The organism is Streptomyces sp. NPDC002784 (genome assembly GCF_053592135.1).
This window is the reverse complement of record NZ_JBSFVD010000013.1, coordinates 159,997-173,055: the sequence shown is the minus strand read 5'-3', so window position 1 is coordinate 173,055 and position 13,059 is coordinate 159,997. Positions and strand designations below refer to the sequence as shown.

The 13,059-nt window shown below is 73.2% G+C and carries 9 protein-coding genes; 2 read left to right on the top strand and 7 right to left on the bottom strand.

Translation table 11 applies throughout. The features are described 5' to 3' along the window. Positions 1-31 precede the first annotated feature (31 nt). From cutA to ACWD1Z_RS22815, 5 genes are all read right to left on the bottom strand, one after another. On the bottom strand, positions 32-358 hold the full coding sequence (cutA, locus tag ACWD1Z_RS22835) for a divalent-cation tolerance protein CutA (protein WP_451121276.1): 327 nt from the start codon (positions 356-358) through the stop codon (positions 32-34). A gap of 1,016 nt (positions 359-1,374) precedes the next feature. Further along, the gene (locus tag ACWD1Z_RS22830; protein ID WP_451121274.1) at positions 1,375-2,952 is read right to left on the bottom strand and encodes a hypothetical protein; all 1,578 of its coding nucleotides are present in this window, start codon (positions 2,950-2,952) and stop codon (positions 1,375-1,377) included. Between the two features lie 371 nt (positions 2,953-3,323). Beyond that, positions 3,324-3,893 (bottom strand): hypothetical protein, encoded by a 570-nt coding sequence (locus ACWD1Z_RS22825; protein WP_451121272.1) that lies wholly within the window; start codon positions 3,891-3,893, stop codon positions 3,324-3,326. Then, positions 3,890-5,344, bottom strand: a complete 1,455-nt coding sequence (locus tag ACWD1Z_RS22820; RefSeq protein WP_451121270.1) for a sensor histidine kinase — start codon at positions 5,342-5,344, stop codon at positions 3,890-3,892. Before ACWD1Z_RS22820 ends, ACWD1Z_RS22825 begins: the two co-directional genes overlap by 4 nt. 11 nt (positions 5,345-5,355) lie before the next feature. Then, positions 5,356-6,048, bottom strand: a complete 693-nt coding sequence (locus tag ACWD1Z_RS22815; RefSeq protein WP_451121268.1) for a response regulator — start codon at positions 6,046-6,048, stop codon at positions 5,356-5,358. Between the two features lie 139 nt (positions 6,049-6,187). Between ACWD1Z_RS22815 and ACWD1Z_RS22810 the strand changes: the two genes are divergently transcribed. Further along, positions 6,188-7,006 (top strand): DUF3152 domain-containing protein, encoded by an 819-nt coding sequence (locus ACWD1Z_RS22810; protein ID WP_451121266.1) that lies wholly within the window; start codon positions 6,188-6,190, stop codon positions 7,004-7,006. A gap of 120 nt (positions 7,007-7,126) precedes the next feature. Here ACWD1Z_RS22810 and absR1 read toward each other — a convergent pair whose 3' ends face one another. Beyond that, positions 7,127-8,212: a beta-glucuronidase AbsR1 gene (gene absR1, locus ACWD1Z_RS22805; protein ID WP_451121264.1), complete on the bottom strand. Its 1,086-nt coding sequence runs from the start codon at positions 8,210-8,212 to the stop codon at positions 7,127-7,129. A gap of 97 nt (positions 8,213-8,309) precedes the next feature. Between absR1 and ACWD1Z_RS22800 the strand changes: the two genes are divergently transcribed. Further along, positions 8,310-10,079, top strand: coding sequence for a LuxR family transcriptional regulator AbsR2 (locus tag ACWD1Z_RS22800; RefSeq protein WP_451121262.1), 1,770 nt, complete (start codon positions 8,310-8,312; stop codon positions 10,077-10,079). Positions 10,080-10,444: 365 nt separating this feature from the next. Here the strand turns inward: ACWD1Z_RS22800 and ACWD1Z_RS22795 are convergent, their stop codons facing one another. Beyond that, on the bottom strand, positions 10,445-13,051 hold the full coding sequence (locus ACWD1Z_RS22795; RefSeq protein WP_451121260.1) for a CHAT domain-containing protein: 2,607 nt from the start codon (positions 13,049-13,051) through the stop codon (positions 10,445-10,447). Positions 13,052-13,059 lie beyond the last annotated feature (8 nt).

Genomic DNA, 13,059 nt, shown 5'->3' with positions numbered 1-13,059 from the left:
CTCCGTGACGGCGAGGCGCCGGTGGCGTGCCCTATTGCGGGTGAGTCTCCTCGACCACCCAGGACAGGTACGCCTCCGATCCTCCGGTCACGGGCAGCGTGATCCACTGGGGGACGTCATACGGATGCTTCTCGTGCAGCCACGCCTCCAGTGCCGGGAGACGGTCCGCTGACGTCATGTACGAGATCCGCCACTCCTGCGCCGTCTCGACCTTCCCCTTCCACCAGTAGAAGGCGGTGATGGGCGCATCGATGTGAACGCCCGCTGCCAGCTTGCTCTCAACCGCGCCTCGGGCCAGCGCCTTCGCCTGATCCTCGTCGTCACTGGTCGTCTGCGCGATCACAATCTCGTGGGCCATGCATCTACCTCTCCAGCTCGGGTACCGCGACCCTACTCAGCCGTCCAGCGCAGGCCGACGGGCGGTCGTTACCAGTTGCAGTCCTACGCGGAGCCGGACGAGGACGAATGCTGGACCGACCGCGAGGCACGGGACGCAGCTCTCACGGTCGCGGCCCAGGCGTCCACGATCCGCATGTCGCCGAAGGTCTGGGGCTTGACGAGGGCAGACGCCGAACCCTCCACCAGACCTACGGCTTGTGGATCCAAATCTTCGCCTGCGTGCCCTGGGACGCGGCGCACACGACCTGCAGAGCCTGGACGCCGGATGGCCTGGCTGGCTACTGATGGCGGTATGACACGGCCTGCTCACGGATGATTTGGGGACCAGCTCTGGGGACCAGTGCTCGGGGCATGGATCTGCCTTGCTGCGTCGCCCGTGGTAGAGGCGTGGGAAAAGAGGGAAATCGCCCAGGGCCGAAACCGGGGGCGGTCAGCACAGGTTGCTGCGCGAGACAGACCCGGATTTCGCACTGCTTCACGGCCCTGGGCGTGTGCCTCCGGGGCGGCGACAGCCGCTGACTAGTCGGCCAAGTACTGCCGCCTCAGAGTGAACGTCCAGGTCGTCAGACCCGGCCGGCTCAGTGGTGTGGAACTCACCTGCGCTGCCGGGACGCACTTACGACCCGGCCGCGTCCTGTGCTCGTCGCGTCATCCAGACCTGTGAGCGCGACGGCGTACCCGTCCCGGCCGACGGCTCCTACCAGGGGTTTGGCTGGCCTCGGGTCATCGATGGCTTGGTGCTGGCGTAGTGCGGTGTAGCAGCCCACTCCCGTGCTTGCAGTCGTGATGCGCTCGCGGCAAGGAGAAGTAGGCGAGCTCGTGTCCAGTTCGCGCCCGGAACACACGTTCATCCGCCTATGACGCGTCCGCGGGATGGCATCGGCGGACGTGCTTGGGTTGGGGACCACGTCTGGGGACCAGTGGTGGATGCATGCATTACTGTCGGCATGGTGGCACGGACTGCTGAGATGCTGGCTACCCAGCGCGCCGGATGCTTGCCGCGTTGGCTCCGGGCTCGGTGCCGGCAGTGAGCGTGATGTGCCAACCATCCGCGGTACGGCGGTGTTCGGAGGCGTACAGCGGAGGCAGAGTGCGCTGGACCGGGCCGATGGGGACGTTCTGGCCGAAGATCCTGATCTCGTAGGCGGGGTGGTTCTGCCTGAGCCGAACAGGCTGTGGCGCGGTGAACAGCCCTCGTATGGATTCGGTGTCATCGGCTTCCATGGTCACTGAAGTGACCACTTCATCGACCGCTCCACCCGTCAGCAGTGTGTGGGCCTCGTGTATGGCGCGAAGGTCTTCGGGGCTCGGGTCTTTGGGGACCATCAGAGTGGTCACCGCCAGCTGCTCGATGGCGACGAGCTGTTCGAGTACCCGCAGCACCGGCACCGCGCCGTCATGGCGCGGTGTGATGCGGAAGGGCGCGGGGTCGTTCACAGCGTGTCCCGCCAGGGTCATTTGAAGGCATCTTGCCGGCTCCGCATAGGAAGCGAACCGGACGACGTCCAGCCATTGCCCAGGCCGTAGCGCCTCGGGGACGTTCACATCGATCTTGATCGAGGACTCCCGCGTCGTGCGGTCCAGGCGAAGCCGACAGGTGATCGCTCCTGTGGGGTCGGCTCCCACGAGGGTTCCTCCATGGGAGCCGGAACGGATGGACGTCATGTGCAGCCCGAGCACGGCGAGGCGTTTGCCTGCTGGGTCGGTAACGATCAGCTGGGCCGGCAGGTCCCGGGGCTCGGGAACCGCTTCTAGGCGGACGCGGTCGGAGCCCTGCGGCGGTAGGAGCGAGGGCGGGCCGGACAGGTGCACGTAGTGTGCCGGCAGCTCGATGGGGTCACCGTACCGTCGGCAGCGCTCGAATTCCGAAGCGGCGGACTCACCCTCCGGGGTGTCGGGGTCGGTGATGCTGAGCGCGATGTGGAGTGGCTGGTCGCGATCGGCTCCCGGATAGGCGGGGAGAACTTCAATGTTGGTGTGCGGTCCCGGGCCGGCGGTGATGCGGAAGGTGTAGTGCGGGTCCAGCTCGGCCAGGCGGTCGCACAACTGTCGGAGCCGCGCGGCTGCGTCGGCCGCCGTGTCAATTGGCGAGATGTGATTCCGGGCGATCTCCTGAAGCAGGTGCCCCAGCTCGGCGTGATGGTCGGCGAAATAGAACCGGCGCACAGCCGCGTGCTCGGCCAGTCGGGCCTTGATCCAGGTGGCCCCGCGCCACGAAAGGGGGAACGAGAACCCCTGCTGAAGGCCGCTGAACCACTTCTCCTCGGTCGGGTTGAGGTCGATCGGCACGATGACGTCCCAGCTGACGGGGTTCAGCAGCGCGGCCCGACCCAAGGACTTCTCGACCTTGTCCCGGCGCCCCTTTGTCATCCGGCCGGTGAAGGATTTCATCTCGAAGACGTGGAGCCCGTCGGGGGCCGTGAGCTGTGCGTCTCTGCCGCCATCGCCGCCTGAACCATCGACGCGCAGGAGCTGCGGGTGCATGCAGCTGAGTAGGACGGCGACGGCCTGTTCGTAGGCCCCTGGATCCTTCGGCCACTCCACGTCACCCACGCCTGCCACCCTCCGAGGCCACGAGCCGATCTGGCCCATCTCTCACGGTATCGTCGGCCACTGACAGAGCCCCCGGAGCCGTCACAGCCGAGCGAGCGGTTATCGGCCCGGGCTCGGCTGTGGGGCTGGACCTGGTCTGCGTTCTGGGGACCAGCTGGGGACCAAACGGCATGCGCGGTGCCGAACTTCATACCGCGAAGCGCACGGTATCTGCCCTTGAAATAGCCGATTCATCCATATAATCCCGGTAGCCCGCACTCCTGGGGGTCAAGGGGTCGCAGGTTCAAATCCTGTCGTCCCGACGGTGCGAAGGGTCTTCGCGGGCAGCGGCTCGCGAGGGCCCTTTTCCCATGGGCATCGGCCGACCGGGTCTACGCGTCCGGGCACCGCACGTCACTCGACTCCACCCGTCGCCCGCCCGCGCCGGTGACGGTCACCGGCACCGGTTCCGATCCCGGGTCGGCGACCCGCTGCGCCGCGGTGGCCGTACAGCTGAGCTGGGCCGCGACGAGATCGCTCAACCGGCCCGCCGCCGGGGCGAGTCGGACGGTGATCCCGTCCTCCCCTTCGGTCACCGTCACGAGGTCGGACGGGCGGCGCCTCTGCGGCGGGGGGCCCGGGGCGTCCGGATCCGTGGGGATCGGGGTGGCGGTGAACAGGCCCGACGCGGGCGGCAGTCGCGTGGTGATCCGCTTGCGGCGCTCCCCGTCCGTCGGGCCCAGGAGCAGCGTCTCCAGGGCCTTCGCGGCATCCACCGGCGCGGTGGTGCGGCGGGGGACGGCGACCAGGGCGCCGTCGACGACGTAGTAGACCCGGATCATCGGCGTCACCCCGCTCGCCGGGCCGCCCGCCTCCACCACTCCGGTCGTGGGGATGCCGCAGGAGGTGAGCGCGCACAGGGCGGCGAGCCACAGCGGCGCGGATCGCCGGCGGGGCGTCATGAGCCGCTTCCCGGGGCCGGCTCGTCGTCGGGCAGGGGGAGTCGTACGGTGAAGACGGCGCCCCCTTCGGGCCGGTTCGCCGCGCTGACCGTGCCCCCGTGCATGCGGACGTTCTCCGCGGTGATCGCGAGGCCCAGTCCGCTGCCCTCGGTCCGGGTGCGGGCGGCGTCCGACTTGTAGAACCGCTCGAAGACATGGGGCAGCACGCTGTCGGGGATGCCGGGCCCGCTGTCCAGGACCTCGATCACGGCGAGCCGTGCCCCGCCCGACAACCGCAGGCGCACGGGACGCGCCCCGTGCCGCAGGGCGTTGCCGACCAGATTGGCGACGACGACGTCCAGACGGCGCGGGTCGACCCGGCCGCGCAGGGTGCCCGGCGGGGGCAGGTCGCAGTCGACGAGGCCGGTCCAGGCGCGCGCGGCGAGGGTGCGCCGCAGCGACTCGGCGAGGTCGATCTCGTCCAGGTGCAGCACCACCGCGCCCGCGTCGAAGCGGGAGATCTCCATCAGGTCGTCCACCAGCCGGGCCAGCTTCACGGTCTCCTCGCTGATCAGCCGGACCGCGGTCGCGGTGTCCGGATCCAGGCGGGCGGCGTCCTCGTCGAGGACGTCGGTCACCGCCGACATGGCGGCCAGCGGCGTGCGCAGCTCGTGCGACACGTCCGCGGCGAACCGGCGGGCCCGCGCCTCCATGCCGCGCAGTTCGGCCACCGACTCCTCCAGCGCGGCGGCCGTCTCGTTGAACGTGTGCGACAGATCGGCCAGTTCGTCCGAGCCGTGGACCGCGAGGCGGGTGTCCAGGCGGCCCTCGGCGATGCGCCGGGTGGCGTGGCGCAGCGCCCGTACCGGCCGGAGCACGCCGCGCGCGGCGAGCAGCGCCAGCAGCACGGCGAGCGCCAGAGCGGGCACGGTGGCCCGTTGGGCGGCGGTGACCAGGGCGTCGCCATAGGCGCGTTCCGTGGTCTGCGGCACCGTCAGGAAGACCTGCACGCCGGAGGGGTGGGTGCCCCCGTCGGACGAGGCGAACAGGACCGACATGCCGACGACCAGCGCGGTGTGGTCGCCGCTGGCCACCCGCTGGAACACGGTCGCGGTCCGGGAGCGCACGGCGTCGCGCAGGGCGGGCGTCAGTTCCTCGAAGGGGTCGTCGGGGGCGGAGGTGGCGCTCAGGCCGCCGTAGGCGGCCAGGACCCGCCAGGTTCCGGAGGGGTCGGCGCCGGCCACGTCGGTCGCGAACCGCCGCAGTTCGTCCTCGCCCGGCGGGAAGGAGAGCTCCTCGGCGAGCCGGCCGACCTGGGTGCGCAGCAGCTGGATCACGGTGTCCTGGCTCTGCTGGAGCACACCCGTGCGCGCCTCACGGAAGGTCAGGGCGCCGGTGGTCGCGGCGGTGACGGCGGCGACCAGCGCGAAGGCCACCACCAACCGCGTTCGCAGACCGCGCAGTTGCGGCACCCGGGGCCGCCTCACCGGGCCGCGAACCGGTAGCCGAAGCCGCGCACGGTCTGGATGTAGCGCGGCTCGCGCGGCGGTTCGCCCATCTTGGCGCGCAGCCGCTTGACGCAGGCGTCCACCAGGCGCGCGTCCCCGTGGTAGCTGTGCTCCCAGACCGCCTCCAGCAACTGCTGGCGGCTGAACACCTGGCCGGGGGAGGCGGACAGGGTGAGCAGCAGCCGCAGTTCGGACGGGGCGAGCGCGATCGGCACGCCGTTGCGGGCGACCGAGAGGCCGGCCCGGTCGACGGCCAGCTCCCCGTAGGTGTCGATCTTCGGGATGCCGGGTTCGCCGGACGTACCGCCCGCCCTGCGCAGCACGGCCCGGATGCGCGCCTGGAGCACCCGGGCCTGGACGGGCTTGACCACGTAGTCGTCGGCGCCCGCCTCCAGGCCCACGACGATGTCCTCGTCGTCGCCCCGCGCGGTCGCCATGATGATCGGCAGGGTCTGGTCGAGGGCGCGTATCTCGTGGCACACGTCGAGACCCGGCAGGCCGGGCAGCATGAGGTCCAGCACCACGACGTCCGGCCGGAACGACCGCACCCGCTCCAGACCGTGCTCCCCGGTCGCCACGGCGGCGACCTCGTGCCCCTGGCGGCGCAGGGCGAGTGCGACTCCCTCCCGCACGGCACGGTCGTCTTCGATCAGCAGAACGCGTGGCATGCGCTCAGTATCCGTACGGCAGCCGACGCCCAGGGACTTTGTTACGGGATGATCATATGAACCCGGATCGGCGGGCGCGTTATCGCTTCGTTATTGTTTGCGCCCGGTCCGATCACATGGCGGTCACAGCCTGGCCGACATGACCACGCGTACCGCTCGTTCTCCCCGTGGCCGTCGGCGGGGCGGCCCGTCCCATGCCTCTCCGCGCAGGCGGCGGGGGGTGTTGTGGGCAGGGCTGGTCGCACTGGCCGTGCTGGGGGCCTTCGGGTTCGCGGCGACGGACGACGGGGGCGGAGCGCACGCCGGCCCGGCCGGGCCCACCGGGACCCCCGCTTCGGCCCGCGGCGCACAGCCCTCGTCCTCGCCCTCCGCCGACCCGTCCGAGCCCGACATCCCGGCCACCGGACCGGGCACCTTCACCTCCGCCGCCGGCTCCGGCGCACAGGCGGGATCGGGCACGGCCCTGCGCTACCGGGTCGAGGTCGAGGACACCGTCGACCTCTCGGCCGCCGACGTGGCCCGGCAGGTGGAGCGCGTCCTGGCCGACCCGCGCGGCTGGACCGCGGACGGCCGCTCGGCGTTCCGGCGGGTGCCGAGCGGTCCGGCCGACTTCGTCGTGAAGGTCGCGACACCGGGCACCGTGGACCGGATCTGCGGACAGTACGGGCTGGACAACGGCGGCGAGTACAACTGCAACGTGGAGCGGAACGTGATGGTGAACCTGGAGCGCTGGCTGCTGGCGACCCCCGTCTACGCCGAGGACGTCACGGCCTACCGCGCGCTGATCATCAACCACGAGGTCGGCCACTTCCTCGGCCACGGCCACGTCGGCTGCCCGGGCCCCGGACAGCCCGCGCCCGCGATGATGCAGCAGATCAAGGGCCTCAACGGCTGCGTACCCAATGTCTGGCCGTACGACGAGGAGGGGCGCTACCTCACCGGACCGGCCGTCTCCTGACCACGGCGCACACAACGCCGCGGCCGGGCACATCACCCTCCCCCGAAGGCGATGTACCCGGCCACTCCCCCGGCGCCGGACTTGCGGTCCGTCCGCCCGCGTACGGCTGTACCCGTGCTGTTACCAGCACATCACCGCGGTCTCCCCCGATCCCCAGGTGGAGTACAGACGCACACGGACGAAGTAGCGGCGGCCCTTGACGAGATGGGCCCTGATCGTGGCGTTCCCGGCCATGCCCCCGTCGTCCCGGCCGGCGAGGTAGCGGGGTTCCCCGTCCCGCTCCTCGAAGACGACCACCACGGCGTCGCTGTCGCCGAACGTGGCCACCGTGTACTCACGCGTCTCCGGCGGCTCGACGGCGAAGTCGGCCTGTTCACCCGGGCCGAGAGCGATCGGCGCCGAGCGGAACGGCACCAGCGCGGGCGGCCGGGGTGGGCCGGCCGGCGGGTACCAGCGCAGGACGTACTCCTTGTCGGCGGGGGAGAGCGCGCCGGGCGGGTTCAGGCCCGCGCGGAACTGCTCCGGCTCCAGGATGAGCCCCGCCTCGAAGGGGTACTCCATGATCGACTGCGGGTCCCAGACGGAGCCGTTGACCTCGTCCGGGTCCAGCTTGCGCAGGATGTTGAAGAACGTCGTCTCCCGGCTCCAGAAGTTCGGCGGGCCCGCCAGGTCCGCGAAGACGGTCTCGTCGTCCCAGTGGATGCCGGCGAACGGACTCTGGTGCTCGTGCAGCATGCCGAGCGCGTGCCCGATCTCGTGCAGGGCCGTGCCGCGTTCCGAAGGCGCGGTCAGGTCCCAGCCGAAGTTCATGGTCCGTTCGTGCTGGCCGACCTGGAGCGCGTCCTTGCCCACCGTCGACCACGAACCGTCACCCAGCTGGAACCCGATCCGCAACTCGGCCTCCGAGCGGTCCTGGACCTCGGTGAACGACACCCCGATGCCAAGGCCCTGCCACTCCTGGAAGCACTCGCGCACCACGTCCCGCTGCTCCTTCGAGCCGACCCACGACACCCGCCGGGACCCCCCGGTCCCCGGTACGGGAATCACGGACGCGTCGCTGTCGCCGTCGAAGAAGTAGTAGTGCAGGACCGTGTGGTTGACCCACATCCGGCGTCCGCCGATGAGCGCACGCTGCCGCTCGGCGGTCAGCCCCGGTGCCAGAACGGGGGCCGACTGCTGCGCGAGGGAGCAGTAGCGAGCGGTCATGCGCCAAGGTTGCCGTCGGCGGCGGCCGGGCGCCTGAGTCGGGGGCTACTCAAGTCACCCTGTATCAGGGATGAGTAGGGGTGCTCTTGTAGGTGTGATGACATTCGAACGGGATGCGAAGACCCTGGAGCTGCCCTGGCCGTTCACCGGACGGGACAGCGAAGTCGAGCTGATCCGCCGGTCCCTGGCCGCGGGCCGGCACGGCATCGTGGTGACCGGAGCGGCGGGCTGCGGCAAGACGCGGCTCGCCGCCGAGGCCACCCGTGGCACCGACAGCGCCAAGGTGGCCGGCACGCCCGAGGCCCGCACCATCCCCTTCGCCGCCTTCGCCCACCTGCTGCCCGAAGCGGTCACCCTGCACCGGGCCGTGCAACTCCTCTCCGCGGTACGCCTGTTGGTGGTCGACGACGCGCACCTCCTCGACGACGCGTCCGCCGCCCTGGTCCACCAGCTGGCCGTGCAGGGCCGCACCCGGCTCGTGGTCGTGGCCACCGACGGCGTCCCCGCGCCCGGGGCGGTCTCCCGCCTCTGGACCGGCGAACTGCTGCCCCGTCTCACCCTGGACCCGCTGCCGCCGGAGGAGACGGCACAGCTGCTCGGCGACGACCTCGAACCCCTCACCGTGCACCGGCTGCACCGGCTGTGCCAGGGCGATCTGCGACTGCTGCGCGACCTGTCGGGCGCGCTGCGCGAGCGCGGACTGCTCACCCGCGTCCCGGGCACGGACGGCTGGGCCTGGCGGGGCCCGCTGCCGCTGACGGCGACCGTGCGCGAGCGCGCCGCGCACGTCCTGGACCGCACCCACCCCGAGGAGCGCGAGACCCTCGAACGCCTCGCCTTCGGCGAACCCCTCGCCCCCGACATGGACCTCTTCGACCTGTGGGCCCTCGAACGCCTGGAGGCCGGCGGACTGATCCGCATCGACGACCGGGGCGCCGTACGCCTCGCCCACCCCCTGCACGGCCCGGTGCTGCGGGCCGCGGCCGGCCGGCTCCGGGCGCGGCGCCTGGCCCGCACCCCGGACCAGTGCGCGGCGGCCCTCGACGCCGAGACGGCCGTACTGGCGCGCAGTGTCCGCCTGGCCGACGTCCGGGCGGTGTCGGCGCCCGTGGGGGAGTGGCTGGTGGACGAAGGCGCGCGGGTCCCGGCCGGATACGCGGCCCTGCGCGCCCGGTTCGCCCGCATCGGCGGGCGGCTGAAGGAGGCCGAGGCGTGGGCCAGGGAGGGCCTGCGGGACGCGCCGCGGGACCCGGACTGCCGCGGTGAACTCGCCCTGGCCGTGGCGCAGTCGGGCGAGGTGACGGCCGCGGCCGACGGCGCCGGGGACGGCTGGCCCGCCGTCGCGCGCGGGGACCTCGACGCCGCGCTGGCCACCGTGGAGCCGTACGACGCCGTACGCCTCGGCGCGCCAGAGCGGGCCGCCGGACGCCTCGACGGCGTCTTCGCGCAGCATGCCGACGCGCTCGCCCGCGGCGACGGGCCCGCCCTCGACCGGGCCGCCGAGGCGCTCCAGGAGCGCGGGCTGCTGCTGTACGCGGCCGAGGCGCACGCCCAGGCCGTACGGGCCCATCGCGACCCCCGCGCGGCCCGCACCTCCCGCACCCGTGCCGTCGCCCTCGCCCGCCGCTGCCAGGGTGCCCGCACCCCGGCCCTGTCCGGCCTGGTCCTCGGCGAACTGACCGCCCGTCAACGGCAGATCGTCACGCTGGCGGCCGCCGGCCTCAGCAACCGCCAGATCGCCGAACGCCTCACCCTCTCCGTCCGCACGGTCGGCAACCACCTCTACAGCGCCTACGCCCGCCTCGGCGCCAGCGACCGGGGCGCCCTGCCGTGGCTGGTCGACCTGCCGACCGCACAACCGGCTTGAACGAGGGCGCCGGCTGCTCCGGCGCGCAGGGCATCCGCCGCGGCCGGGTGGCGCCGAAGGGCGGGCACAACCAAGGCCCGACGTGCTTGCCGGGCAGCCGGCGCGGAGCGCGCGTCGCGGGTCGGCACGGTGAGCGGACTGGTGCGTCGGGGCGGCGCGCTTCCTGCCCGGGGCGGCCGGAGTCGGCAGGTGCGCGCAGCACCGCCGCGGGCGGATGGCGACCGCCGTCCCCGCGCCGCGCGAAGTGGCTGTGGCGATGAGAGGGCGGGCGCGCCGACGCGCAGCGGGGGGCTTCGCTCGCGCCGGGCGGCCGGAGGCCCGCGCGGCGTGCTGTCGGGGCGGATGCGCAGGCCCAGTGGTCGTCGTCAGGCCGCTCCGAAGGCCGAGAAGGCCCAGCCCGTCGCCTGGTGCACCGCGTCGCCGGGGAGGGCGGCGCGGGCGTCGCGGAGGGCCTCGGCCAGGGAGAGGCCCGAGCTCACTCCCTTGTGCAGGGCGACCATCAGCGGGACCACCGCGGCGTCGTTGACCGGGGCGCTGCACGCCACCACCCCGGCCGTGCCCAGCGGGAGCAACGCGGTGACCAGGCCGAGGAGTTCATCGGCGCCGACCGACGCGAAGCGGGCGGTGTCGCAGCAGGAGAGGATGATGCGGTAGGGGCTGCGGTCGAGGCGTTCGAAGTCGTGCACGATCAGCGGGCCGTCCGCCATCCGCAGCGAGGAGAACAGCGGGCTGTCCGCCCGGAAGGCGCCGTGCGCGGCGATGTGCGCCAGCGCCGCCCCGTCCAGCTCCCCGAGCACCCGCGGCACGTTCGCCCCGTCGTCCTCCAGCAGCGTCGCCGTGCCGTACCGGTCGGCCAGCTCGGGCACCTCCGCGCCCCCGGTGGCCAGGCCCGGACCGCGCACCAGCACCTGCCGGCCGCCCGGCGGCGGCTCGGTCTCCCGGGCCCGCAGCCAACTGGTCGCCGACGGCGACACGCTGACCACCCGCTCGCGCAGCGACGGCAGCAGCGACCACGGCACACGGTGCAGCCGGCCGGGCGGTACGACCACCACCGGTCCGTCGCCCAGGTGTTCCGCCGCCGGACCCAGCAGCAGCTCCTCCAGCCGCCGCCCCGCCGCCTCCACCACCGGAAGCCGCGCCTCGGCGCCCGGGTGGGCCAACCGCCGCAGTCCGGCCTGCACATGCTCGGCCTCGGTCTCCGCGTCGGCGAGCAGCCCGGCCTCGTAGCGCCGCACCCGCCCCTGTCCGCACAGCAGCACCTGCACCCGCCCGTCCACCACGACCAGCGCGACCAGCCGGACGGCGTCACCCAGCCTGGCCAGCAGCCGCGACGGGTCGAAGCGGTCCCCGTCACCGGGCGCCTCCCCGCGCATGTGCAGGGTCCGCGAGCGTATCTCCCGTTCCAGACGGCGCTGTTCGCGCTCCAGGGCGGGCACCGGCCGCCCCTCCATGCGGGCGGCCTCCGCGCGGGCCGCGATCTCCCGGAAGGCGGTGAGCCCGCTCTGCAGGGCGGGGTCGGCGGGCGGCCGGGTCGGCGGGGCGGTCAGCACCGTCGCCCGCCACCGCTCGCTCCACACCAGCAGCCGCCGCGGCCCCCCGGAGTCCAGGCTCACCCGCTGCGCCAGCGCGGCGAGTTCGGCGCCCTGGGCGGTGGCGCGCGCCCGGAGCTCCGAGGCGCCCAGCGTCGTACGGTGGTCGTCGAGCACGTCCAGGCCACGCCGGCACGCCTCCAGCACCCCGCGTCCCGATCCCGCGGCCCGCGCCCGCAGCGCCTGCGCCGCCCACCCCGTCATCCGCGCCAGCGGCGGCCCCGCACGCCTGCTGCGGGCGGCCGTCCCCAAGTGCCGTTCGGCGTCCGCCCGCCAGCCCAGCGCGAGCGCGATCCGGCCCGCGAGCAGGGACGCCTCGGGCGCGGCCGGGGCGCCGAAGGAGGCCAGCCGGTCGGCGACCGCGGCGGCGTCCGCGACCAGCCGCCCCGAGGCGCGCCCGGTGACCAGCCGCGCCTCGATCAGCACCAGCCGGGCGTGCGTCTCCCACCAGGTGCGCCGCTGCCCGGCGAACAGCCGCACCGCGAGGGCCGCGCGCGCGATGGCGGTGTGCGGATCACCCGCCAGCCGGGCCGCCCGCGCGGCGACGAGCAGCAACTCCGCCTTGCGCGTGGACTGTCCGCCGATCTCGTCCAGCACCCCGATCGCCGCGTCCGCCTCGGCCAGCGCCTCCGGGGCGAGACCGGCGGCCATCAGCACCTCGCAGCGCCGGATGTCGAGCATGAACGTCGGCGTGCCGAGCTTGGCGTACCGCTCCTCCGCCTCGTCCAGCAGCCGCAGCGCCGCCGGGATGTCCCCGGACCGGAACGCGGCGAGCCCCCGGCTCTCCACGGCGTCCGCCTTGTCGTGCTCCTGGCCCGTGGTCTCCCACAGCGCCTCGGCCGACGTGAAGTCCGCGTCCGCCCGCTCCACCGCGCCGAGCGCCAGATGCACCGTGGCGCGCAACGTCAGCGCCCGCGCCGTCCAGATCACGTCGTCCGCCTGCCGCAGCACCGGGATCGCCCGCCGCACGTCCTCCAGCGCCTCCCGGTGATGCCCGAGCACCCACCAGACGTACGCCCGCCGGTACAGCACCCGCGCCCGGGTGTGTCCGGTGCCGCGGGCGACCCCCCGCTCGAACGCGGCGAGCCCCTGCCGGGTGCGGCCCGCGTGCACCAGCGCCACGCCGAGGGTGCCCAGGACGTCCGCCTCCCGGTCCGCGGAGTCCGCGCGTGCCGCGAGATCGCGGGCCCGCCGCAGATGGGCCAGCGCGAGGCGCAGATCGCCGAAGTCCCGTTGCCAGATGCCGATCACCTGATGGGCGACGGAGGCGTGCAGCGGCGAGGGATCGGCGCCGAGTACCTCTTCCGCCTCCGCCAGAGCCTCGCCGGGTGCGGCGAACACCTTCGGCAGCAGTTCGAGAACCGACTCGCTTCCCGCTGTCACTTTACGGA